This is a genomic window from Klenkia soli, from assembly GCF_900103975.1.
Classification (GTDB): domain Bacteria; phylum Actinomycetota; class Actinomycetes; order Mycobacteriales; family Geodermatophilaceae; genus Klenkia; species Klenkia soli.
The window spans coordinates 153,556-175,641 of sequence record NZ_FNIR01000003.1 but is presented as its reverse complement, the minus strand read 5'-3'; the positions used below and the strand labels follow the sequence as shown (position 1 = coordinate 175,641).

General features: G+C 70.7%; 21 protein-coding genes. 5 read left to right on the top strand and 16 right to left on the bottom strand.

Annotated features, from left to right (window positions below; translation table 11 throughout):
• Nucleotides 1–4 precede the first annotated feature (4 nt).
• Genes BLS67_RS05695 through BLS67_RS05685 form a run of 3 tightly spaced genes read right to left on the bottom strand, consistent with a single transcriptional unit; the run spans nt 5 to nt 4,279 of the window.
• Complete coding sequence (locus BLS67_RS05695; RefSeq protein WP_091241919.1) at nt 5–1,597, bottom strand: acyl CoA:acetate/3-ketoacid CoA transferase; 1,593 nt, start codon at nt 1,595–1,597, stop codon at nt 5–7.
• Nucleotides 1,594–3,120 carry an aldehyde dehydrogenase family protein gene (locus BLS67_RS05690; protein WP_091241242.1) on the bottom strand — a complete coding sequence of 509 codons (1,527 nt, stop codon included), beginning with the start codon at nt 3,118–3,120 and terminating at the stop codon, nt 1,594–1,596. The genes BLS67_RS05695 and BLS67_RS05690 overlap by 4 nt, the downstream gene beginning before the upstream one ends.
• Before the next feature lie 46 nt (nt 3,121–3,166).
• The gene (locus tag BLS67_RS05685) at nt 3,167–4,279 is read right to left on the bottom strand and encodes a Zn-dependent alcohol dehydrogenase (protein WP_242653849.1); all 1,113 of its coding nucleotides are present in this window, start codon (nt 4,277–4,279) and stop codon (nt 3,167–3,169) included.
• A gap of 136 nt (nt 4,280–4,415) precedes the next feature.
• On the opposite strand from BLS67_RS05685, the gene BLS67_RS05680 reads away from it, so the two are divergent.
• The gene (locus BLS67_RS05680) at nt 4,416–5,576 is read left to right on the top strand and encodes a dihydrodipicolinate synthase family protein (protein ID WP_091241237.1); all 1,161 of its coding nucleotides are present in this window, start codon (nt 4,416–4,418) and stop codon (nt 5,574–5,576) included.
• A 3-nt stretch (nt 5,577–5,579) separates the two neighbouring features.
• Nucleotides 5,580–6,392, top strand: a complete 813-nt coding sequence (locus tag BLS67_RS05675) for a sugar phosphate isomerase/epimerase family protein (RefSeq protein ID WP_091241233.1) — start codon at nt 5,580–5,582, stop codon at nt 6,390–6,392.
• Between the two features lie 62 nt (nt 6,393–6,454).
• On the opposite strand, the gene BLS67_RS05670 is transcribed toward BLS67_RS05675, so the two are convergent.
• From BLS67_RS05670 to BLS67_RS05650, 5 genes are all read right to left on the bottom strand, one after another.
• Nucleotides 6,455–7,462 (bottom strand): ABC transporter permease, encoded by a 1,008-nt coding sequence (locus BLS67_RS05670; protein WP_091241227.1) that lies wholly within the window; start codon nt 7,460–7,462, stop codon nt 6,455–6,457.
• Entirely contained in the window at nt 7,459–8,973 is a 1,515-nt protein-coding gene (locus BLS67_RS05665) for a sugar ABC transporter ATP-binding protein (protein WP_091241224.1), read from the bottom strand. The genes BLS67_RS05670 and BLS67_RS05665 overlap by 4 nt, the downstream gene beginning before the upstream one ends.
• Entirely contained in the window at nt 8,970–9,992 is a 1,023-nt protein-coding gene (locus BLS67_RS05660; RefSeq protein WP_091241219.1) for an ABC transporter permease, read from the bottom strand. Before BLS67_RS05660 ends, BLS67_RS05665 begins: the two co-directional genes overlap by 4 nt.
• A 90-nt stretch (nt 9,993–10,082) precedes the next feature.
• Nucleotides 10,083–11,168 carry a sugar ABC transporter substrate-binding protein gene (locus BLS67_RS05655; protein ID WP_207500334.1) on the bottom strand — a complete coding sequence of 362 codons (1,086 nt, stop codon included), beginning with the start codon at nt 11,166–11,168 and terminating at the stop codon, nt 10,083–10,085.
• A gap of 210 nt (nt 11,169–11,378) precedes the next feature.
• Nucleotides 11,379–12,356 carry a LacI family DNA-binding transcriptional regulator gene (locus BLS67_RS05650; protein ID WP_131801678.1) on the bottom strand — a complete coding sequence of 326 codons (978 nt, stop codon included), beginning with the start codon at nt 12,354–12,356 and terminating at the stop codon, nt 11,379–11,381.
• Nucleotides 12,357–12,729: 373 nt separating this feature from the next.
• On the opposite strand from BLS67_RS05650, the gene mftD reads away from it, so the two are divergent.
• Both mftD and BLS67_RS23695 read left to right on the top strand, forming a co-directional pair.
• Nucleotides 12,730–13,959, top strand: a complete 1,230-nt coding sequence (gene mftD, locus BLS67_RS05645; protein ID WP_091241213.1) for a pre-mycofactocin synthase MftD — start codon at nt 12,730–12,732, stop codon at nt 13,957–13,959.
• Nucleotides 13,956–14,117: a hypothetical protein gene (locus BLS67_RS23695; RefSeq protein ID WP_165617489.1), complete on the top strand. Its 162-nt coding sequence runs from the start codon at nt 13,956–13,958 to the stop codon at nt 14,115–14,117. The genes mftD and BLS67_RS23695 overlap by 4 nt, the downstream gene beginning before the upstream one ends.
• Before the next feature lie 578 nt (nt 14,118–14,695).
• On the opposite strand, the gene BLS67_RS05635 is transcribed toward BLS67_RS23695, so the two are convergent.
• Genes BLS67_RS05635 through BLS67_RS05620 form a run of 4 tightly spaced genes read right to left on the bottom strand, consistent with a single transcriptional unit; the run spans nt 14,696 to nt 19,209 of the window.
• Nucleotides 14,696–15,403 carry a response regulator gene (locus BLS67_RS05635; RefSeq protein ID WP_207500333.1) on the bottom strand — a complete coding sequence of 236 codons (708 nt, stop codon included), beginning with the start codon at nt 15,401–15,403 and terminating at the stop codon, nt 14,696–14,698.
• On the bottom strand, nt 15,400–16,548 hold the full coding sequence (locus BLS67_RS05630; protein ID WP_165617488.1) for a sensor histidine kinase: 1,149 nt from the start codon (nt 16,546–16,548) through the stop codon (nt 15,400–15,402). The genes BLS67_RS05635 and BLS67_RS05630 overlap by 4 nt, the downstream gene beginning before the upstream one ends.
• Entirely contained in the window at nt 16,545–17,993 is a 1,449-nt protein-coding gene (locus BLS67_RS24695; RefSeq protein WP_091241209.1) for a HupE/UreJ family protein, read from the bottom strand. Before BLS67_RS24695 ends, BLS67_RS05630 begins: the two co-directional genes overlap by 4 nt.
• A 1-nt stretch (nt 17,994) precedes the next feature.
• Nucleotides 17,995–19,209, bottom strand: coding sequence for a DUF3500 domain-containing protein (locus tag BLS67_RS05620; protein ID WP_207500332.1), 1,215 nt, complete (start codon nt 19,207–19,209; stop codon nt 17,995–17,997).
• 246 nt (nt 19,210–19,455) lie between these two features.
• Here BLS67_RS05620 and BLS67_RS05615 point away from each other — a divergent pair, with 246 nt between their 5' ends.
• Nucleotides 19,456–19,971: a hypothetical protein gene (locus BLS67_RS05615; protein WP_131801677.1), complete on the top strand. Its 516-nt coding sequence runs from the start codon at nt 19,456–19,458 to the stop codon at nt 19,969–19,971.
• On the opposite strand, the gene BLS67_RS05610 is transcribed toward BLS67_RS05615, so the two are convergent.
• The 4 genes from BLS67_RS05610 to BLS67_RS05595 form a co-directional block, all read right to left on the bottom strand.
• On the bottom strand, nt 19,962–20,357 hold the full coding sequence (locus BLS67_RS05610; protein WP_242653848.1) for a VanZ family protein: 396 nt from the start codon (nt 20,355–20,357) through the stop codon (nt 19,962–19,964). The genes BLS67_RS05615 and BLS67_RS05610 overlap by 10 nt on opposite strands.
• 95 nt (nt 20,358–20,452) lie before the next feature.
• Nucleotides 20,453–20,728, bottom strand: a complete 276-nt coding sequence (locus BLS67_RS05605) for a hypothetical protein (RefSeq protein ID WP_091241205.1) — start codon at nt 20,726–20,728, stop codon at nt 20,453–20,455.
• Nucleotides 20,729–20,789: 61 nt separating this feature from the next.
• The gene (locus tag BLS67_RS05600) at nt 20,790–21,575 is read right to left on the bottom strand and encodes an FAD:protein FMN transferase (protein WP_207500331.1); all 786 of its coding nucleotides are present in this window, start codon (nt 21,573–21,575) and stop codon (nt 20,790–20,792) included.
• A complete protein-coding gene (locus tag BLS67_RS05595) occupies nt 21,572–22,084 on the bottom strand; it encodes an FMN-binding protein (RefSeq protein WP_091241202.1) in 513 nt (170 codons plus the stop codon). The genes BLS67_RS05600 and BLS67_RS05595 overlap by 4 nt, the downstream gene beginning before the upstream one ends.
• Between the last annotated feature and the right edge of the window lie 2 nt (nt 22,085–22,086).

The window sequence follows — 22,086 nt, the reverse complement described above, 5'->3', positions numbered from 1 at the left end:
TCTCCTATCGGGCGGCCGCGGCGGCGACGCCGGCGAAGAGCGCGGCGTCCATGGGTCGTGGGTCTCGGATGAGGGGGGTGAACCCCATGTGGGCGACGATGTCGCGCTCGATGTCGACCCCGGGGGCGACCTCGGTCAGTTCCAGACCGTCGGGGGTCAGGGTGAAGACGGCTCGTTCGGTCACGTAGATGGCCTCGCGGCCCTCCTGCACCGCCAGCGGACCCGAGTAGGTCACCTCGTCCACCTCGGCGACGAACTTGGGAACGCTGCCCTCGCGGCGGATGTGCAGTCGTCCGTCTGCTACCTCGATGTCGAGGCCGCGGGCTGTGAAGGTGCCGCAGTAGATGGCCCGCTGGGCGTTCTGGGAGATGTCGATGAAGCCGCCGGGGCCGACGATTCCTCCGGCGATCCTGCTGACGTTCACCGAACCGTCCGCGCCCACCTGTGCCATGCCCAAGGCGCACACGTCGAGGACGCCACCGGCGAAGAGGTCGAACTGCGTCGTGGAGGCGTGGATGACCGCCGGACCTCGGGCTGCCCCGAACAGGTCACCGGTGGTCGGCACACCACCGATGAGGCCCTGCTCGATGGCCAGTGTGATGGTGTCCAGGCGGCGGTCCTCGGCCAGCACGTCGACCACCAGGGCCGAGACCCCGAACCCGACGTTGAGCACGTCGCCGTCGTGCACCTCGGCGGCCGCCCGGCGGGCGATCAGCTGCCTGACGGGGTCGACGGAGGCCGGGATGAGCGGGCCGGCCGGCGCTTCTCCGCACAGCGCGGGGTCGTACTCGCCGGCGTAGGTCTGCTGCTGGGCCGGCGCGTGGACCACCCGGTCGACCAGCACCGCGGGTAGGTGCACCTGTCGGGGGTCCAGAGGGGTGTCCGACAGCGTCTTGACCTGAGCGATCACCATCCCGCCCGAGGCCTTCGCTGCCTGCGCCACCGCCAGGACGTCCAGCTGGGCTGCCTCGTGCGCGCAGGAGATGTTGCCCGCCGGGTCCATGGTGTCCCCACGCACCAGAGCGACGTCGACCGGGAACGGCTTGTAGCGCAGGTACTCGTCGCCGTCGAGCTCGATGAGCTCGACGAGTTCGTCCTGCGCGGCATCGTTGAAGCGGCCGCCGCCGTTGCGTGGATCCACGAAGGTGCCCAGGCCAGTGCGGGTGATCAGTCCAGGTCGTCGAGCCCCGATCTCCCGCAGCAGCAAGCTGATGGCGCCGGCGGGCAAGGAGTGCGCGGCGACCGTGTTGTCCCGGACCAGCTCGATCATCGTCGGCGACCACGTCCAGTGCCCGCCGATGACCTTGGTGACCATCCCGGCGTGGGCGAGGTGGTTGGTGCCGCGCGTCTTGCGGTCCCCGATCCCCAAGGCGTGCACGATGGTCATCCCGCGAGGTGCTGCAGTCAGCAGCCAGCGGCGCTCGAGAGCGTCGAGCAGGACGTCCGGTTCCAGGATCCCGCCACCGGACCCGGTGAGCGCGATGGTGGCGCCTTCCACCGGGATGGAGTCGACTGCTTCCTCGGCTGAGCAGACGGCCGGGCGGGCGGCGCGGCGGCCGGGGGTCGTCCGGATCGGGGACGCGGCGGCGACGCTCATGCCGTCCACCCCCCGAAGACACGGGACCGGGGGCCGGTGCGCACCTGGACCGTCTTGATCTCGGTGAACTCGTCGAACCCCGCCCGACCCATCTCGCGGCCGTAGCCACTCTGCTTCATGCCCCCGGCGGGCAACGAGGGCGCACCGTCGATGGTCGTGTTGATCCACATCCGCCCGACCCGAACCTGCCGGGCGGTGTCGAGGGCCTTGTCGATGTCCTTGGTCCACACCGAACCGGCCAAGCCGTAGGGCGTGGCATTGGCCAGATCGACCGCTTCGGGAAGGTCGCGGAACCGGGTGACGGTCAGGACGGGTCCGAAGATCTCCTCACGGAACGCTGCGTGGTCCGGTGCGACGCCGTCGATGATGGTCGGGGCGACGAAGTCGCCGGCGGCGAGCTCACCTGTGGTGAGACGGTGGCCGCCGGCGACCACGCGTGCCCCCTGCTCCTCGGCCCGCTGGATGTGGCCCAGCACGGTCTGGAGGTGCTCAGGGCTGATCATCGCGCCCAGCTCCGAGCCTGGGGTGAGCGGTGCGCCGACGACGATCCGCTGGGTAGCCGACACCAGCTTGGCGACGAAGTCGTCGGCGATGGATTCCTGGACCAATAGCCGCGCACCGGACACACAGCACTCGCCCTGGTTGAAGAAGACACCGAAGAGCACCCCGTCCAGGGCGTCGTCGAGGTCGGCGTCGGCGAACACGATGGACGCGGCCTTGCCGCCGAGCTCGAGGGACAGGCGCTTGATGCTGCCGGCGGAGGCCGCGGTGATTGCCTGCCCGGTAGCCGTGCTGCCGGTGAAGGACAGCAGGTCGACGTCCTGGCTCTCCGCGAGGATCTGCCCAGTCGCCGGACCGGTGCCGGTGACCACGTTCACGACCCCGTCGGGGACACCTGCCTCGCGCAGGATCCGCATCAGCTCCAGCGCCGTCCCCGACGTGAACTCAGACGGTTTCACCACCGCGGTGCAGCCCGCGCCCAGGGCGAACGGCAGCTTCTGGGCCAGCAGCAGCAGAGGGAAGTTCCAGGGGATGATCATGGCGACCACCCCGGCAGGCTCCCTGACGACCCAGGCGGTGAAGTCCTCCCCCAGGTTGGTGTGGGCTTCCCCGGTGGAGGTCATCGTCACGGCGGCGGCGTACTCGAACAGGTCGATGCTCCCCGCGACGTCGCCGGCGGCGAGGACCAGTGGTTTCCCGGACTCGTCGGCCTCGATGCGGGCGAGGCGGTCGGCGTCGGCCCGCATGAGCTCGGCGACGCGCAGCAGGATGCGTCCCCGCTCCACACCGGGCAGCCCGCTCCAGGTGCCTGCGTCGAAGGCGGCGCGGGCAGCTGCGATCGCCATCTCGGTGTCCGCTGCGGTCCCGGCCGACCAGCTGGCCACGACCTCACCGGTTCCCGGTGCCCGGCGGTGGATCAGGTCCTCGGCTGGCTGGAGCTCGCGCCCGCCGATGTGGTGGCCGTAGACCCGTGGCGCGTCGGCCGGCTGGGCCGCTCGGGTCTGCTGCTCGGTGGTGGTCATGGTGTTCCCCTGCCTCGGATGTCGGCCGTCGCTGCGGGCGTACCGCTCAGTGCTCGTGGACGAGGACGCCGCGGATGTTGCGACCCGCGTGCATGTCCTCGTATGCCTGGTTGACCTGGTCCATCCCGTAGCGGCGGGTGATGAGCTCGTCCAGGCGCAGGTGGCCGCTGCGGTAGTAGTCGAGCAGCGCGGGGATGTCGCGGGTGGGGTTGCAGTTCCCGAAGAGCACCCCGCGCAGCTGCTTGGCGTACACGACCAGCTCCAGTGGGCTGATCGGGATGCCGGGCTCGTTCTGGCCGATGGACACCACGGCCAAGGTGCCCTGCTTGCGCAGTGCGGCGAAGGCCTCGGCGATGAGTCCGCCGTCCACGACCCCGACCGTGAGGACGGCGTTGTCCGCTCCCTGCCCCTCGGTCACCGAGTGGATCAACGGCATGGCCTCGGCGATCGACGCGAAGGAGTGGGTTGCTCCCATCTCCTCGGCCTGCTCCCGCTTGAAAGAGACGGGGTCGACGGCGATCACGTTGGCTGCACCGGCGTGCGCGGCGCCCTGGACGGCGTTCATGCCGACCCCGCCGACCCCCACGACCAGGGTGGTGTCCCGCGGCCGGACTCCTGCGCCGTTCACCGCCGCCCCCCAGCCGGTGGCGACCCCGCAGGAGACCAGGGCTGCGACGTCGAACGGGATTTCCCGGTCGATCTTGACTGCCTGGGCCTGGTCGGTGACCAAGTAGTTCGCGAAGGTGCCCAGCCGCTGCATGGCCCCTACCGGGGTTCCGTCCAGGGTCCGGAAGCGCGGGGAGCCATCGACGGCGAACCCGTTCTCCATGCCGGCCCCGGTGTTGCAGATGTACTGCATGCCCTGCGCGCACCAGTTGCAGACCCCGCAGGCGGGCAGGTAGGCGGTGGCGATGTGGTCTCCGACGGCCAGCCGCGTGACGGCGCTGCCGACCGCCTCGACGATTCCCGAGCCCTCGTGACCGCCCACCATGGGCAGCAGGTTCGGGATGTCGCCGGTGACGAGGTGGTCGTCGGAGTGGCACAGGCCCGACGCCATCACCTTGATCCGGACCTCGGTCGGTCCGGGCTCGACGAGGTCGAGCTCCTGGACGGCCCACTTGCCGCCGACCCGGTCGATGACAGCTCCCTTGACGTTCACAGATCCTCCTGTAAGTGCTTTCTCTTGACCGCGTCTTCGTGCGTCCTGCAAGCTGTGTGACATGTAACACCGCCTCAAACGTGGGCGCAAGGCCCGTCGTAAGCGATTACAGCATCCTGCTTGGAGGATCTCTCTGATGACCACCGTGACCATCCCCGCTGCCGATGGCCGGACCCGGCAGATCACGATGAACGCACCGGCCGAGCTGGCCGTCTCGGCTCGGCCGGCCACGTCCCGCACGGCCTACGCGGCTGCCCACGTCGTGGCTCAGCCGTGGACGGCCAGCGCCGAGGGTGGGTGCGTCGACATCGACTGGGACGCCACCATGGCCGCCAGGCGACGGCTCTTCGCCCTCGGCCTCGGCGTCGCCGAGTCCATGGACACCGCCCAGCGCGGCATGGGCCTCGGGTGGTCAGAGGCACGTGAACTAGCTGGTCGGACACTGCGAGAGGCGGCAGCCCACGACGGACGCGTAGTGGTCGGTGTGGCGACCGACCAACTCGCCGCCGATGCCCGCCCCGGCCTGAGCGAGGTCATCGACGCCTACGTGGAGCAGGTGGCATCGATCGAGGAGCTCGGTGGGCGGGTGGTGCTGATGGCCAGCCGGCACCTGGCAGCCGTCGCCGCGTCACCCGCGGACTACCTACGGGTCTACTCCAGCGTGATCCAGCAGGCCCAGAACCCTGTCGTGCTGCACTGGCTGGGCGAGGCCTTCGACCCCGCTCTGCGTGGCTACTGGGGCGGCACCGACCTCGACGTCGCCGCCGACACGGTGGTCGACCTCATCGCCGCACACCACGACCGTGTGGAAGGCATCAAGATGTCCCTCCTCGACGCCGGGCGGGAGGTCGAGCTGCGTCGGCGACTGCCTGACGGGGTCAAGCTGTTCACCGGCGACGACTACTCCTACGTGGACCTGATCGCCGGTGACGGCGAGCGCCACAGCCACGCCCTGCTGGGGGCCTTCGCGGCAGTGGCGCCGTTCGCGTCGGCAGCGTTGGCCCGGCTCGACGCCGGTGACGAGGCAGGGTTTCGCGAGGTACTGGGTCCTACGCAGGACCTGAACCGCCTGATCTTCACGTCGCCGACCAGGTTCTACAAGACGGGCATTGTCTGGTTGGCCTACCTCAGCGGCGCACAGGACCACTTCCGGATGATCGGGGGCCTCGAGTCCGGCCGGAGCCTGGTGCACCTGGCCGAGGTGTTCCGCTGCGCCAACGATCTGGGGGCCTTTCCCGACCCGGAACTCGCCGCCCGCCGCGCTTCGGCCACGTTCGGCGCGCACGGGGTGAGCTGACCGGTGGAGCTGGACACGTGCAGCCTGAACTCCATCACTCTGCGGTCGCTGCCGCTCCCCCGGTTGCTGGCTGCAGCAGCAGCAGCGGGCTTCGGTGCGGTGGGCCTGTGGAGGGACACCTACGACGACGTCGGTGTCCATGCAGCTGCCCGTCTCGTGGGCATGCATGACCTGGCGGTGAGCAGCATCTGCCGCGCGGGGATGTTCACCACCGCCGTCGACGCACGCAGTCGACGCGCCGTCAGGGAGGACAACACTCGGGCATTGGACGAGGCGGTCAGCCTGGGCGCAGCGTGCCTGGTCGTCGTGGTCGGCGGCATCCAGGGCCGAGACCTCCAGGGCTCGCGGCAGATGGTCTCCGAAGGGCTCGCCGACCTGGCCGTCCAGGCGGAGTCCGCCGGCGTCGACCTGGCCGTCGAGCCCATGCACCCGATGATGGCGGCCTCGCGTTCGGTCATCACCTCGGTGCGTGAAGCCAACGACCTGCTGGACTCCATCGGCTCCGCGGCCCTCGGTCTGGCCGTGGACGCCTACCACCTCTGGTGGGACGCGGCGCTCCACGACGAGCTGGGAAGAGCCGCCGACCGGGTGCTCTCCGTCCAGGTCTCCGACTGGACGGGACCCATCCACGGCGAGCTCTCCAGCCGTGGGTTGCCCGGTCAGGGATGCATCGACCTGCCCGGGTTCCTGGCCGACGTGCGGTCCTCGACCGAGTACCGGGGAGCGGTGGAGGTCGAGGTCCTCAGCGACGAGGTGTGGGCCATGGACGCCCAGGACGTCCTCGCGCAGCTCGTCCCCGCCTTGCGCCAGCTGTGAGTCGGCGCGGCCCCGATCCCGTCGACGACGGGATCGGGGGCCGTGGCGTACCGGACCGAGACCTACTTGATGATCGACAACCTCGTCCGGTCGATGGTCAGCGCGACAGCCAGGATGACCACGGCCCCGTAGATGATCTGTTGGTAGTTGGGGTCGATACCGGCCACGGCGCCCCCTACTCGCAGCACCGTCACGACCAGCGCCCCGACCAGCACGCGCCACGGGCCACCGATCCCCCCGGTGATCGCGCACCCGCCGACCACGGCGGCCGCGATGGCGGGGAGGAGGAGAGCGTCCCCGAGCTGTGGTGCTCCGCTCTGCTGTTGGGCGGTGAGCACGATCCCTGCCAGGCCGGCGAACAGCCCGGAGAGCCCGAACGCTGCGGTCTTGACCCAGCGTGCTCGGACGCCCGCCATCAGCGCGGCACGTTCGTTCAGCCCCACGACGTGGAAGACGTTGCCGCGAGGGGTGTAGCGCATGACCGCCCAGATGACGGCGACCAGCGCGACGGACAGGATGATCGCCGAGGAGACCCCGGCGATACCCATGTTGGTCAGCCAACTGATGCTCCCGTACCCCTGGCTGACGTAGATCGTCGTGGAACCGGAGACGACCAGCGAGACAGCACCCCAGAAGCCCAGGGCACCCAACGAGATGACGAAGGACGGCACCTGTCCCCAGGCCACCAGGGCGCCGGTGATGAGCCCGACCACGGTCAGTGCGACCAAGGTCAGCACCAGGGCCGCGCCACCCATGCCGGGGAGCCATGTGGCGACGAGCACCGTGGTCAGCGAGGCCAGCGCGGCTGACGACAGGTCGATCCCACCGACGAGGACCACGAACATCTGCCCCAGTCCGAGCAGCAGGATGGGAATGGCCTGGTTGGCGACGACGGTCAGGCTGTTGGTCCGCAGGAAGGCGGGTTCAGCTAGGGAGACCGCGAGCACGAGCGCGACGAGGATGCCCAGGGGGAGCAACTGCCGCCACGGTCGAGCCGTCCTCGGCGTCGCGGGCTTCGACGAGCTGATGGGCTCGCGTGTGGGGGTGGAGGTGGTGGCCACGGTGCTCACATCATCTTCTCGAGGAGTTGGATGGGCTGGGGTTTGCCGTCGACTGCGGTGTTCTCGAACCGCGCGGTGACCTGCCCGTCCTTCATGACGATCACCGAGTGGCTCATGCCGATGGCCTCGTCGAGGGTGTCGGCCAGCAGCAAGATGCCGATTCCGCGCTCGCAGAGGTCTCGGAACAGCTTGTAGAGGTCCTCCTTGGCGCCGATGTCCAGGCCACGGGTGGGGTGATCCAGGATCAACAGCCGCAGGTCATCGGCAAGCACCCACCGAGCCAACGCCGCCTTCTGCTGGTTCCCGCCCGACAGCCTGGCCATGTCTGCCGCGGTGTCACGGGGGCGGATGTCCAACCGCTCGGCCCACTCCTGCGCGACGACCCGACGACGCGCGGGCAAGACGACCGGACCCCTGCCCGGGTGCACGAGAGCGATGTTCTCGGCGACCGTCGCTCCCCCGACCATGCCCTCGACACGCCGCTCGGCCGGCACGTACGCGATGCCTGAACGAACCGCCGCGGCAGGGGTGCGAAGGCGCAGGGGCTGCCCGTCCAGGACGATCGAGCCTTCGTCGTGGGGTTCGGCCCCGAAGATGGCCCGCGACACCTGCTCACGCCCGGAACCGATCACCCCGACGAGTCCCAGGACCTCACCTGGACGGATGTCGAAGGACACCCCGCTGTACTGGCCCCTCCGACTCAGATCCTTGACCGAGAGCACGGGGACGGCGTCCGGATCAGCCGGCCGCTGGCGGCCCTCGTCGTAGAAGCCGGCGCTCGAGTCCCGACCGATCATCATCCGGAACAGATCGGCTTCCGTGGCGTCCTGGCTCGTCCGCTCGCCGACGACCTTGCCGTCCCGCAGCACGTAGACACGGTCGGAGAAGTCGAGCACCTCGTCGAGCCGGTGGGACACGAAGATCACCGAGCCGACTTCCCGCAGAGCCATGACCTGACGCTTGAGCACGGCCACGTCCTCTGCCTCGAGCACCGAGGTGGGCTCGTCGAGCACCACGAGAGGTGGTCGTCCAGGGCGTCGACTCGCGACAGCCCGGGCAACCTCGACCATCTGGCGCTCGGCGAAGGTCAAGTCCTCCGTGAGCGATGCAGGCGACACCTTGGACTCCACGGTGGCCAACGCCTCGGCGGCAGCTGCTTCGAGACGCTTGCGCCGGAAGAAACCGGCGCGCAGCGCGTCGCCTTCGTGCCCGAGGAGGAGGTTCTCGGCTACCCGGAGGTTGGGAAGGAGCGATTGCTCCTGGTGGACGACGCCGATGCCCAGGCGGGCCGCACGTGCCGGGCTGCCCAGGTCGACCGGGTCGCCGCTGAGGAGTACTTGCCCCCCGTCGGGTCGGTGCAGTCCGGCGAGCATCTTGAGCAGGGTCGACTTGCCGGCACCGTTCTCGCCGATGAGGCCCACTACCTCGTGCTGGTGGACGGTGATGCTGACGTCGTCGAGGGCTGTCGTGGCGCCGAACCGCTTCGTCACGTTGCGCAGCTCGAGCAGCGGGGCGGTCACTTGACGACCCGCAGACGGTCGCGCACCGGCCAGCCGGTGGCGATGACGGCGATCACGATGACCAGGCCCTGGGCGGCTTGTTGGACGTAGGGATTCGCGCCGGACAGCAGCAGTCCGTTGCCCAGCACGACCAGGATCAGCACCCCGACCAGTGTGTGCAGCGGGCCTCCGCGACCGCCGGACAGCAAGGTCCCTCCCAGGACGACGGCGGACAAGGTCAGGAAGAGTTGACCTGACCCGACCGAGACGTCCCCGACGCCCAGGCGAATGGTCGCGAGCACGCCCCCGAGCCCGGACAGGGCGCCGGCCAGGCAGAAGACGATGACCTTGAAGCGGTTGACGGGGATGCCTGCCACCCGGCTGACCGCCTCGTCCCCGCCGATGGCGTAGGTGTACCGACCGAGCTTGCTGTACCGGCACACCACGAAGGCGCCGACGGTGACCAGGGCTGCGAACACGATGACGACCGGAACCCCGAGCCATCGCCCACCGGCCCATGCCCGGAATGTCTGGTCCTGCAGCTGAGGCGTGGTGGTGCCGAACAGCACCGTGGCCATGCCCAGACCGATGAACCAGGTACCGAGGGTCACCATGAAGGACGGCACCCGTATGCGGGTGTGGATGAGCCCGTTGACCACCCCGAACACGGCACCCACTCCGATGGCGATCACGAAGGCCAGCCAGCCGAGGTCGTTGTCGTTGCGGTTGTTGCTGGCCAGCAACACGAAGGTGAGGCCGCAGGCAGCCATCACGCCCTCGACGGAGAGGTCGACGCTTCCCAGCAGGACCACGAGCGTGGACCCCATGGCGAGGACGAGCGGGATCGACGCCTGCTCGACGATCGCCCGCGCGTTGTTGACCGTGGCGAACCCCGGGGTGAGAACGGCGAAGGCGACCGCCAGGACAACGAGCGCGACGGCGGGTCCTGCGGAGAGCAACAACCTGCGGTTGTTCTTGGGACGGCTGACGGTCGACTGCTGCTCGAGCGTCGCCACGTCGTGTACCGGTGTCGCCGACATCGGCGCTCCTTCGTGTCCAGCTGTGGGTGAACGGTGGTGGTGGTCCCGTCCCCGGACGCAACGGTCCGGGGACGGGACCGGCAGGTCAGATCAGCTCAGGGCGCCGTCGTTGCGGCCGAGCGGATCCTGGACCGAGTCGACGATCTGCTCCGCGGTCGGCGGGGTGGCGTAGTCGGCGACGTTGTCTGCTGTGATGAGGGTCTGGGAGACGTAGAAGGCACGGTCCTCGTGCGGCAGCGATCCCACGTCGAGGGCGCCGGTCGCGGCCTGGTAGCACAGCGCCAAGCCCATGGCCCCGTTGTAGTAGGGGTCCGTGGTGTAGGTGGCGACCATGTTCCCGTCCTGGATGGCCTGCAGGCCCTCCGGCGTGGCGTCCGCAGCGGACGCGATCTTGACCTGGCCGGCACGACCGGCCTCGGTGACCGCCTGGAGTGCGCCGAGTGCCATCGAGTCCGTAGCTGCCCAGATGCCGGTCACCTGGTCCCCGTACTGGTTCAGCAGGGTCTGGGTGGTCGTGTAGGCCTTGTTGCGGTCGAAGTCGGCAGGCTGCTGGTCCAGCAGGGTCACACCGCTCTGCTCGCCGAGCGCCTGCTCGAACCCGGCGAAGCGGGACTGGCTGATGTCGTTGGCGAGCAGACCCTGCAGAGCGATCACGCCACCGCTACCGCCCATGGAGTCGATGAGGGTCTGGGTGGTGTCGTAGCCCTCCTCCTGACCGTTGTAGGTCACGTACGCGACCCAGTTGTCGCCGACGTCCCAGGGGTTGATGTCCTCGGGCTTGCTCCACTGGGTGACGACGTATCCGCCGGCCGCACGCACCGCGTTGACGATGGCCGGGGTGTCGGCGGTGGTGTTGGGGTTGATGTTCAGGAGCACCGTCTTGCCACCGGCGAGCACCGACTGCAGCTGGCTGAGTGCCGATTGCGAATCGCCGTTGTAGACGATGGTCTGCAGATCGATCCCGAGGGAGTCGGCGTAGGCCTGGCTGCCCTCGACCCACGCGGCTTCGTAGGGGTTGGTCAGGGAGCGGACCGCCGACACCATGATCATGTCGTCGTCGCTGACCTGCCCCGAGGCCGTTCCGCCGCCGGAGTTGGTGCTCGAGCACGCCCCCAGCGACATGGTCGCTACCGCTGCGACGGCCAGGGCCGCGAAGCGGCGCCCCAGCCCGCTCATCGCTGAACCTCTCATCGATCCCACCTGTCTGTGTCGCGACGCCAGGACACGTCGCGCGCCTCCAACACCCCTGCGGCATCGGTAAGCGTTTTCTAACAGTGGGCCAGTTCACATGTCAAGGCATCAGAGGGAGGTCGCGCAAGTCCGTACGGACCTGGGGTTTACGGTCTTGCAGCGGGCACCGGATCGGTCTACTGGCGGGTGAAAGCGTTACTCAGCCGCGACCAGCTCTGCTCTCGGGGCGGCACTGGACCCCCGGACGACGACATGGGCCGGGACCAGGCTGATCTCGTTCTGCGGATGCCCTGCCAACAGACGCTTCATCAAGCCCCACGCCGCCGCGCCCACACCGGACTGGCCGGCGACGGTGGTCAGCGCTGGCGACCCGTAGCTGGCGAAGGGGATGTCGTCGAACCCCGTCAACGAGACGTCCTCGGGCACCCGAACACCCAGCTCCTGCAACCGCGTGAGGGCACCGAACGCCACCAGGTCGTTGTGGCAGATGATCGCGGTCGGTCGGGTGGACCAGGCCTTCTCCGCGCCGTCGTAGCCCGCTGCGATCGTTCCCCCAGCGCTGACCTCGGCCACGTCGAGCCCGAAGGATCCCGCTTGCCGTATGCCTCGCAGCCGTTCGGTGTTCGACCACGAGTGCTCCGGTCCGCCCAGGTAGACCGCTCGTCGATGGCCCAGGGCGTGCAGGTGTCCGCAGAGTTCGAGCATCCCCGACATGGAGTCGATGGCGATGGTGGGTATGCCGACCTCTGGCACGACCCGGTTCAGCAGCACCAGGTGGTCGGTGGCCTGCGCGATGGCCCTCAGCGCTGGAACGTCCATGCGCGGTGACATGAGCAGGAGGCCGTCCAGCTTGTGCAGGAAACTCTCGCTCAGCTCGGTCTCGGCTCGCGGGTCTTCGTTGGCGTCGGCAACCGCCAGCTGGTACCCGTCGGCCACCGCGGCGACGTTGACGTCCTTGATGACGTCGTAGAAGTACGGGTTGGCCAGGTTGGGTACGACCATCCCCACCATGCGGGTCGCCCCGGTGGCGAGACTCTGTGCTGCGAAGCTGGGGCGGTAGCCCAGCTCGGCCGCTGCCCGCCTCACTCGTTCAGCCAGCGGTTCGGAGACGCCTCCCTTGCCGCTCATGACACGCGAGACGGTGGCGATGGAGACGCCCGCCCCGTCGGCCACAGCCTGAATGTTCACGCGCCTCGAGCCGGCCCGAGAAGTCTGGGCACGCTTGCGTGGGCTTTGGCCGTCAGTCACTGACTGATGCCTCCTGTTGCCGAGTTGGAGCCGTGGACCGGTGCCGCCGACCTTACCGTCTCTGTAAGTCTTTTCAGAGGGCTGAAAGATTTACACACCCCTCGGGGTGGTCGAGAAACAGCAGCCCAGGTGGCTCGATGGCGTCCTGGGTCCGCGCTTAGTCCGCGGATGTTCGAACACGCTTTCTTCGACCGACCATCTTGACCGACGACTGTGGCAGGCATTACAACTGCGGGCCAAGCGTGGCACTCAGTGCCACCCGTCGACGGCCGCTTCCTGTCACCGAGGAGAAACCCGCATGGCCAACACCTGGTTCGAGACCGTCGCCGAGGCGCAGCGGCGGGCCAAGCGCCGCCTGCCGAAGTCGGTGTACGGGGCACTCATCGCCGGCTCCGAGCGCGGCCTGACCGTCGAGGACAACACCCGCGCCTACGCCGAGCTGGGTTTTGCCCCGCACGTCGCCGGGCTGCAGGGCGAGCGCGACCTGACGACCACGGTGATGGGCCAGCCGCTGTCGATGCCGGTGATGATCTCCCCGACCGGGGTGCAGGCGGTGCACCCCGACGGCGAGGTCGCCGTCGCCCGCGCGACCGCAGCCCGGGGCATCCCGATGGGCCTGAGCTCGTTCGCGTCCAAGAGCGTGGAGGAGGTGGCCGCGGCCAGCCCGCAGACGTTCTTCCAGATGTACTGGGTCGGCTCGCGCGACGTGCTCGTGCAGCGGATGGAGCGCGCCCGGGCTGCGGGCTGCGTCGGGCTGATCATGACGCTGGACTGGTCGTTCTCCAACGGCCGCGACTGGGGCTCCCCGGCCATCCCCGAGAAGATCGACCTGAAGACCGCCGTGAAGTTCGCCCCAGAGGTCGCCCTCAAGCCGCAGTGGCTCTACACGTTCGCCAAGACCGGCAAGATCCCGGACCTCAAGACCCCCAACCTGGCCCCGCCCGGCGGCGGCGACGCCCCCACCTTCTTCGGCGCGTACGGCGAGTGGATGGGCACCCCCCTGCCGACCTGGGACGACGTCGCGTGGCTGCGCGAGCAGTGGGGCGGGCCGTTCATGCTCAAGGGCGTCATGCGGGTCGACGACGCCCACCGCGCCGTCGACGCCGGCTGCACCGCCATCTCGGTGTCCAACCACGGCGGCAACAACCTCGACGGCACCCCCGCCCCGATCCGGGCACTGCCGGCGATCGCCAAGGCCGTCGGACACGAGGTCGAGATCGTCACCGACGGCGGCATCCGCCGCGGCTCCGACGTCGTCAAGGCCCTCGCGCTGGGGGCCAAGGCCGCGATGATCGGCCGCGCCTACCTGTGGGGTCTCGCCGCCAACGGCCAGGCCGGCGTGGAGAACGTGCTGGACATCCTCCGCTCGGGCATCGACTCCGCCGTCCTCGGGCTGGGCCACCGCGACGTCAAGGACCTACGCCCGGAGGACGTCGTCGTCCCCGCCGGTTGGCCGCGGGTGCTGGGGACCCCCGATGAGCAGCCGGCCGACACCTTCGTCGGCATCACTGCGACCTCCGGGCGGTGATCACCATCATCGTCGGTGTTGCATTGCTGTCGGTTGGCCGCACCATGACCGAGCCAGCGGTTCAGACAACCTCCGCAGCTGAGCGTCATGCGCTGGTCTCGTCAGGTGTCGTGCTGGTCCTGTCCGGTGTCGCTTTGATCGCGATAGCGCTGATGTGATCAGCTCTGTCCCGCGACAGGTCGTCGTGCCGGGAACTGCGGCTCCGAGCTGCAAGCAGTACGGACATGGTTCACGTGCTCCGACTGGGACGTGCCATCCGCTACCGCGGAGAGTTTCGGCTCCGCTGTCCACCGTGGCGATCCCGTCCAACGTGCCCGTACGTCCTGGGCGTCCGCTGTGGACGGGCCAGGTGCCTACTGAGGTCTCCGGGACGGCTCGACACGGTCTCGGTTGCCAGCGGGTGTGCGGTGCTTGCCGCCGAGCCCTCGTCGATCATGGGGTGCGCGGCACACCTGCCGATCGTGGTCGGCGCCTCCTACCGGCTCCGGTCGAGCGCGGGGACGTGCTGCGTGGCCAGCAGCGACCCGGCTGGCGTGGTGTGGCAGGTCCGCGGTGCCACACCACCGTGCCTCGGCGCGACGTGCGACGAGGCGCCGTCCTCGGGGTGGACCGTGGCGGTAGGCGCCCCCCGCGACCGCAGCGTCGGCGTCCACCTCCCCTGATCTCCGGCCCTGGTCGTACCCAGCCCGTCCCGACGCCTCGTGCAGACCCAGCACGGCTTGCCGATCACGGTCGCTCAGGTAGGAGCTGGTGGTCGTCGGGAGCGTGGGTGCACCAGGCCCGTCCGGTAGGCCAGCACCACCAGTTGAGCGCGGTCGCGCGCCCCGACCTTGGCCATCGCGCGGTTGACGTGGGTCTTGACGGTCAGGGGCGACAGGACCAGGGCATGGGCGATCTCGGCGTTGGTCGACCCCACCGCCACCCACGTGACCAACTCCAACTCGCGCTCGGTCAACTGCCCGAACGCCGCCCGGGCGTCGACCTCCGCCTCGTCGGGGGCGCCGTCCCCGGCCAGCACGTAGTCCTCCACGAGGGCACGGGTGGCCCGGGGCGAGAGCAGGGCATCACCGGCGGCCACCACCCGCACGGCGGCCAGCAGGTCGGCGGGTTCGGCGCCCTTGCCCAGGAAGCCGCTGGCCCCGGCCCGCAGGGCCAGCAGCACGTTGCGGTCGTCCTCGAAGGTGGTCAGCACGACGATGCGGATGCGGTCCAGGGACGGTTGGGCGGTGATGGCACGCGTGGCGGCGAGTCCGTCGAGGACCGGCATGCGCAGGTCCATCAGGACGACGTCGGGGTGGTGGAGCTGAGCCAGACGGAGGGCCTCGGCGCCGTTCCCGGCCTGGGCGACGACGACGATGTCCGGGGCGGCGCTGAGCATGGCGGCGACCCCGGAGCGGATGAGGGGCTGGTCGTCGGCGAGCAGCACGCGGATCGGCGAGCTCACCGGGAGTCCCTGAACCCGGTGGCGAACACGGCGCGTACCGCGAACGTGCCGGCGTCCGTGGGGCCCGTGGTGAGCTCCGCGCCGGCGAGGACTGCGCGCTCACGCATGCCCAGCAGCCCGTGGCCGGACCCGGCCAGGTGCGGTGGCGTTCCCGGTCCGGCCAGCGGGTTCACCGTGGTCACCGTGAGCTGGTCCCCGGTCACGCCGAGGGTAAGCTCGGCATCCCCCGTGCCGTGACGCATCGCGTTGGTCAAGGACTCCTGGACGATCCGGTAGGCGGCGATGTCCGCCACGGTCCCGCGGAGGGCGTCCGCCGCCGCGCGCGGGTCACCGACGACGGTGAGCCGGAGACCGGCTGTGCGGACGTCGTCCAGCAGCTGGGGTAGGCCGTCGAGGCCGGCCGCGGCCGGCGCCAGGTCGTCCTCGAGATCCCCGGCATCCACCTCACGGGGGTGCGGGCGGCTACGCAGCAGGCCGACGACTGCACCCAGCTCGCCCAGCGCCGTGCGTCCGGCGGTGCGGACCTGGGCCAGCGCGGCACGCGCCTGCGCAGGGTCAGTGTCCATGAGCTGGTCGGCCGCTCCGGCCTGCACGCCCATCACTGCGACGTGGTGGGCGACGACGTCGTGCAGCTCCCGGGCGATCCGCAGCCGCTCATCGGCAACCCGACGCTCCGCCTCGTCCTCCCGGGTCCGCTCGGCCGCTGCGGCCCGTTCAATCGCGGCGTGCACGAGCGCCCGTTGCCCGGCCACCGCGAGTCCGGCTGCGGTCACGGCCGCCATCAACGCCAGCGGGGCCAGCACCCGGCTGTCGAACCCGCCGGTGAGGACGTCACCGGCCAGGTAGACACCGCAGCACAGGCCCAGCAGCGCGATGGCCACCGGCAGTGGCCGGCGCAAACCCACCACCAGCAGGGAGACGAGCACGAGGATCACCACACCGGTGGGCCCCCCGACGAGGAGCTGGACACCGGTGCACACCGCCTGGGCGACGAGTGCTCCCAGCACCGGCCGGCGGCGCAGGAGCAGCAGCAGGGCGGCCCCGGCCACCAGCGCCGCGACGGCGACCGTCCAGGGCCGCGGGGCACCGGCATCGGGCGGCCCGCCCGCGACGGCCGCGAGCACCGTGGCCCCGACCACGGTCACCTGCGACCAGCGGACGCCCCGGGGTCGACGGGGACCACCAGACCGTCGACCCGCCCCGCCCGCCATCCCAGGAACGCTACGTGGCTGCGCGGGGTGCCGCGGTGCAGCACGGTGCCGAGGGCGAGCACCCACAGCATCCCCGCCAGCCAGGGCGAGACCGGTCCGAGCCGGTCGGCGGCACCGGCCAGCGGGGTGGCCACGCCGAGACGGTCGAGCAGCCACCCGCCGGCCGCGATCCCGGTCAGCACCGCGGCACCCACCCGCAACCGCCCGTAGAACGGCGTGCGCGCCAGGACGACCAGCGGGGGCAGGACCAGGGCGACGACGGCCAGCTGCATCAGCTCGATGCCGATGTTGAACCCGAACAGGCTGCGCACCAGGTCACCGCCGGAGAGGTCCAGCTCGGTGAGGGTGCCGGCGAAGGCCAGCCCGTGCACCAAGCCGAACAGGCCGGCGACCAGCGGCTCCCGCCCGGGGAATACGGGCCGAACGGCGTGCGCGGCGGCGACCAGGATGCTGACCGCGATCGCGGCCTCCACGGCCTGCCCGGGAACCGGCAGCCCGAGCGCACCGAGGGCCAGGGTGACCGAGTGACCGACGGTGAACGCCGCCGTGGTGGTGGTGATGCGGCGCACCGCTCGACGGCCGGGAACGGTGCCGCGCCACCGGCCAGCCGAGGCGAGCAGGGGTGCCGGCAGGAGCAGGGTGAGCAGGAACAGCTGGTGGTCGGTGCCCTCGGCGATGTGGGAGATCCCGAGGCTCAGCATGCCCAGGAATCCGGCGGTGGTGCTGGTCGGGGAGTTCCCGGTCAGGTCGACGTGCAGAGTGGGGATGGTGCCGGTGACGGTGTCCACGGCCACGGCGCCCAGGGAAGCGGGCAGGTCGGCCGGGTCGGTGGCGCCGGTGTCGTCGCTGCGCAGGATCACGTAGACGTCGGCGGTGATGACCTGGTGCACGACGGCGTCGTAGTCGAGGTCGAAGGCGTGCACGTCGGCCCCGGCGGGCGGGGTGAGCACCAGGTCGGCGGTGACGGCGGGGAAGGTGCCGGTGCCGTACTGCTCGGTGGTCGTGGCGGTGACGTCACCGACGTCCACGGTCCACGCGCCGGCGTCGGAGGTGACCGCGATGTGGTCCGTGAGGTAGTCGGCCACCGCGTCGGCATTGGCGGTGTCGAGGGCCGCCCCCGCACCGTCGGCGTCGACGAGGGTGAGCCCGCTGGCGGTGGCCAGGTCGGCGGCCGGCAGCAGCAGGTCGCCGTCCACGACGTCGGCACGGATGTCCAGCTGCAGGACGCTGGAGGGGACCACGTGGGCCGACGCCGGCGCGGCGGTGAGCACCACGCCGACGAGGGCGAGCAGGACGGCGCCCAGCGCCCGTCGGGCGATCTCCCCGGCCCGGGTCCCACGGCGGAGCCGGCGCGGGGTCCGGACCGGGGTGGCCGTCATCTCAGGAGGTCAGGCCGGCGTAGTCGGTCTTCTTGTCCCGCCACACCGCGTGCGGGTGCGCGCCCTGCAGCACGATGCCGTTCTGCAGCGAGAACTCGATCCACACCGACGGGCCGTCGATGCGCACGTAGTCCCCGACCTCGCTCACGGAGCTGTTCCCGGAGAACGACACGTAGGTGTCGTCGAGCTCGCTCTCGTAACCGGCCAGGATGGTGGCCGCGTCGGCGTCGTCCACGTCGTCGACGTAGGTGTCGATCGCGGCCAGCAGCAGCGCCTTCTGGTCGTCGGTCAGCTCCGAGCCGGCCACGCCCTCCGAGGTCGTCGGGAAGGCCCAGTCGTTGCCCGGACCGAGCAGGATGTCCCCGAACGTCTGCGACAGCTGTGCGGTGGCCAGCTGGTCCGAGCTCAGCGAGGCCAGCAGCGCCTGGAAGGCGGCCTGCTCCTGCTGCTCGGGCTGCACCGTGACGCCGTCCTCGGTGACCGTCGTGAGCGGCTCGATGCCGCGGAATGACGGCGTCGCACCACCCAGGACACCGTCGACGTAGGTGTTGGCCACCGCCAGGTGGTGGCCGCCGAACTGCAGCTCCCAGGTGCCCGAGTCGCTGGGCTCGCCGAGGAAGGCGATGAAGTAGTTGCCGCGGCCGTAGTCGTCCCCGCCGCCGTTGTCGGCGAGGTAGTCGTCGGCGGACAGGTGCTGCATGATCTCGTCGAAGCCCTCGTTCGCCGCGCTGCCGGTGACCGCGCGCAGCAGGTCCTCCAGCGCGGTCCACTGCGCGTCGGTGAGGCTGTCGGTCTGCAGCCCGACCCGGCCGGTGCTGCTGGTCGACCCGGCACCCCCACCGCCGGGGGCGCCGCCGCTGGGCAGTGCACCGCTGGGCAGGGCGCCGCCGGGGGCACCAGATCCCCCGCCTCCGAACCCACCGGAGCCGCCTGTGAGCAGCGCATTGGGGAAATTGGACCAGTTGCTGGCGTTGGCGAACGTGTAGTCCTGGTTCAGGGCCTCGAGCTGGTCGTCGGCCAGGGTGGCGGCGAAGGCCTCGGCGAGGGCGGCGACGTCACCGGAGGACGCGGCCGAGGACGACGACGAGCTCGTCGTCGCGGGCGAGGACGTCGACGCGGTGTCGCCGGAGTCGTCGGTGCCGCAGCCGACCAGGCCCAGGGACAGGAGCACGACCGCGCTCGCGGCGATGGCTGAGGTGGGGAGACGGGGGTTCACACCACGCAGCCTGCGGATCGGCCCGGCCACCGGTCGTCATCCCTGCGAAGGCTCTTGCGGCCGCCTCTACTGCGTTCGCTGTAGTCGTGCCGGCCGCGGCGGGTTCCTGGCTCCCGACGCCGCACTGTCGGTCAGCTGTGGGTTGCTGTCACCGGGCTGTGAGTGCGGGGCCAGCCGTGGAGCACCGGTCCGGGCGTGCCGATGAACGGCGCGACCGCACCACTCGACTCCTCGGAGGCATCGTCCGTGAGCAGCATCAGCGCCCTCTCGTCCTCGGCATCGACCTGGGCCACCTCCGCCACCCAGCGCCCGTCCGGACCGCCGCCGGGCGGTGGGCCGGAGAAGACCAACGCGGCGGTCGCCGACCTGCTGGGCATCGACGCCGACACGCTCAAGGCCCAGCTGAGCAGCGGGAAGACGATGGCCGAGCTGGCCCAGGCCGCCGGGGTCAGCAACGACGATCTGGTGGCCACCATCCAGGCCACGCTGCCCGCCGACGCGCCGCAGAGCATGGCCTCCGACATCGCCAGCGGCGCGATGGGTGGTCCCGGTGCCGCCGGCCGCGGCCACCACAAGCCGGCCGTCGACGCGCAGAGCGGGATCCAGGCCCTCTCCAGCGCCCTGGGGGTGAGCACCGAGGACCTGATGGCCCGGTTGACCGACGGCACCGGCATCCAGGACCTGCTCGACAGCAACCCGAAGGTCGCGGCCCAGCTGTCGTCGAACCAGCAGAAGGGTGCCCTGGTCGACGGCTACGCCTGATCACCCCGACCCGGAGAAGGCCGGGTCGGCGGTCGCAGCAGGGCCGCTGCGACCAGCACGGGCACTGCGCCGAGGGTGTTGAGCCCGACGTCGACGACGGACACGACCCGTCCCAGGGGCAGCAGGAACTGCAGGGTCTCGATCCCTGACGCCAGGACCAGACAGGCCGGCAGCAGTGCGGCGGGACGGCGCAGCACCGGCCACCGGGCGGCGGCCAGCGCCGCGGTCGGGACCAGCAGCAGCAGGTTGCCCACCAGCTGGAGACGGGTCGTGTCGTCGTCCAGGCCCGCCAGGTACCAGCCCAGCTCCGTCGCGGGATCCGCCCAGGTCCACCCGGAACCGGATGGAACCAGGGTGATCAGTGCAACGGCCAGCAGGGTGGTCACCACCCCCCACGTCAGCGTGGTACGTCCTGGACGCCGGGTGCCGGTGAGCTGGGGCCGGCTGACGGGGGCGTGGGCCGGTCCGGTCCGGGTCCCATTCACGCCTGGGCCACCGACGTGCCCAGCTGGTGGAGAACCTGCTGGTGGGTGAGCCCGGTCGACCGGGCCAGTTCGTCCAGGAGCAGGGTGCTCACCCCGACCAGCCCCGTGACCAGGCGGAGCGCGCCCGCCACGTGGTCGTCGGGGCTGCTGTCGTGGACGGTGGACCAGACGGTGTCCCGGGTCAGCGCGAAGCTGTCCTGCTCGTCGGCGCAGGCGGCGAGCACGGCGAGCGCGTCGCGCAGGGCAGGGGCCAGCTGGTGGGCAGGGCTCATCGTCTTCCTCCGGGGGTCTGTCGTCCGGGTGGTCGTGCGGGCGCGGTGGCCGTGCCGGGGTTCAGATCGTTGCGCTGCCGTCCACGGTGGTGGTCGACCCGTCCGCCCAGACGACGAACGATGAGCGGCCCGGCCGGGTGGCCAGCCAGACGGCTGCTCCCGAGCCGAGAGCGAAGGCTGCTGTGGCGTCGATGTCGGCGGCGGTGAGCGAGTCGCCCCAGACGGTCACCTGGGCGACGCCGGTCGGGGCCAGTCCGGTGCGGGCGTCGACCAGGTGGGCGCCGCGGTGGGCGGTGCCGGAGGTGGCGACGGCACCGGTGGCGACCGGGAGGACGGCCAGCACCCGTCCGGGGTCGGTCGGGTGCTCGATGCCGATCCGCCAGGGCGGGCCGTCGGGGTCCAGGGTGCGGCAGGTCAGGTCGCCGCCGGCGGACAGGCAGAAGTCGGTGTCGGGCAGCTGGGCCAACCAGGCCGCGGCGCGTTCGGTGGCCCAGCCCTTGACCACGCCGCTGGGGTCCAGCCAGCGGACGCCGTCCGGGCCGGGCAGCCAGGCGCTGAACGCGCCACCCGAGTCGTGCTCGGCGGCGGCGGCCAGCGCCAGGACCTCGGCGACCTCGGGCACGCAGTCCTCTACGGTGACCTCGCCGCGCCCGAGCCGGCTGATCACGGAGTCGGCCCGGTAGGTGCTGAAGACCCGGTCGACGTCGCGCAGCTCGGTCATCACCTCGGCCCAGGCGTCGCGGGCGGCGCGGTCGGTGGTGTGCCGGCCGCGCAGGGCCAGGCTGATCGGCATCCCCATGACGTGCTCGACGTAGCGGGTTGGGGCCTCGGCCGCGGTCCGGTTCACAGGCCGGCCTGGTCCAGGGCGCTCTGCAGGGACTGCAGGTAGCCGTCGCTGGTGTAGGTGGCGCCGCTGACCATGTCGATGTCGGCGCTCTGCGCGTCCAGGGTCTCCTGAACCAGCACCGGCAGGGCCCGGCCGTTGATCTGCTGGTCCTTGCCGTTGCTGCTGGGGTAGTCGATGACGCTGACGTCGGTGATGGTGCCGCCGGAGACGGTCAGCTGGACCTGGACCGGGCCGTAGCGGGTGTCGGCGGCGCTGCCGGTCACGGTGGTCGTGGTGGCCGTCGTCGACTCCGGCGCGGCTGTCGCAGAGGCGGCTGCCGACGGGGTCGCCGCCGCCGGTGCAGTTGCCGAGGCCGACGTGGAGGGAGTGGCGGCCAGCGAGCCGGCCACCGGGGTGACCGTGGAGGATTCCGCGGTCGCGGCTGCCTGGGAGGAGGTGGAGGTGTGGTAGCCGAAGAGCAGCACCAGCACCGTCAGGGTGCTCATGCACCACAGGACGATCTTCTTCACGG

Bases quoted from the DNA above. Each gene is read 5' to 3' on its own strand.
- BLS67_RS05695 (WP_091241919.1), bottom strand. From the start codon at position 1,597: ATGAGCGTCGCCGCCGCGTCCCCGATCCGGACGACCCCCGGCCGCCGC.
- BLS67_RS05690 (WP_091241242.1), bottom strand. From the start codon at position 3,120: ATGACCACCACCGAGCAGCAGACCCGAGCGGCCCAGCCGGCCGACGCG.
- BLS67_RS05680 (WP_091241237.1), top strand. From the start codon at position 4,416: ATGACCACCGTGACCATCCCCGCTGCCGATGGCCGGACCCGGCAGATC.
- BLS67_RS05660 (WP_091241219.1), bottom strand. From the start codon at position 9,992: ATGTCGGCGACACCGGTACACGACGTGGCGACGCTCGAGCAGCAGTCG.
- BLS67_RS05655 (WP_207500334.1), bottom strand. From the start codon at position 11,168: ATGAGCGGGCTGGGGCGCCGCTTCGCGGCCCTGGCCGTCGCAGCGGTA.
- mftD (WP_091241213.1), top strand. From the start codon at position 12,730: ATGGCCAACACCTGGTTCGAGACCGTCGCCGAGGCGCAGCGGCGGGCC.
- BLS67_RS24695 (WP_091241209.1), bottom strand. From the start codon at position 17,993: ATGACGGCCACCCCGGTCCGGACCCCGCGCCGGCTCCGCCGTGGGACC.
- BLS67_RS05605 (WP_091241205.1), bottom strand. From the start codon at position 20,728: ATGAGCCCTGCCCACCAGCTGGCCCCTGCCCTGCGCGACGCGCTCGCC.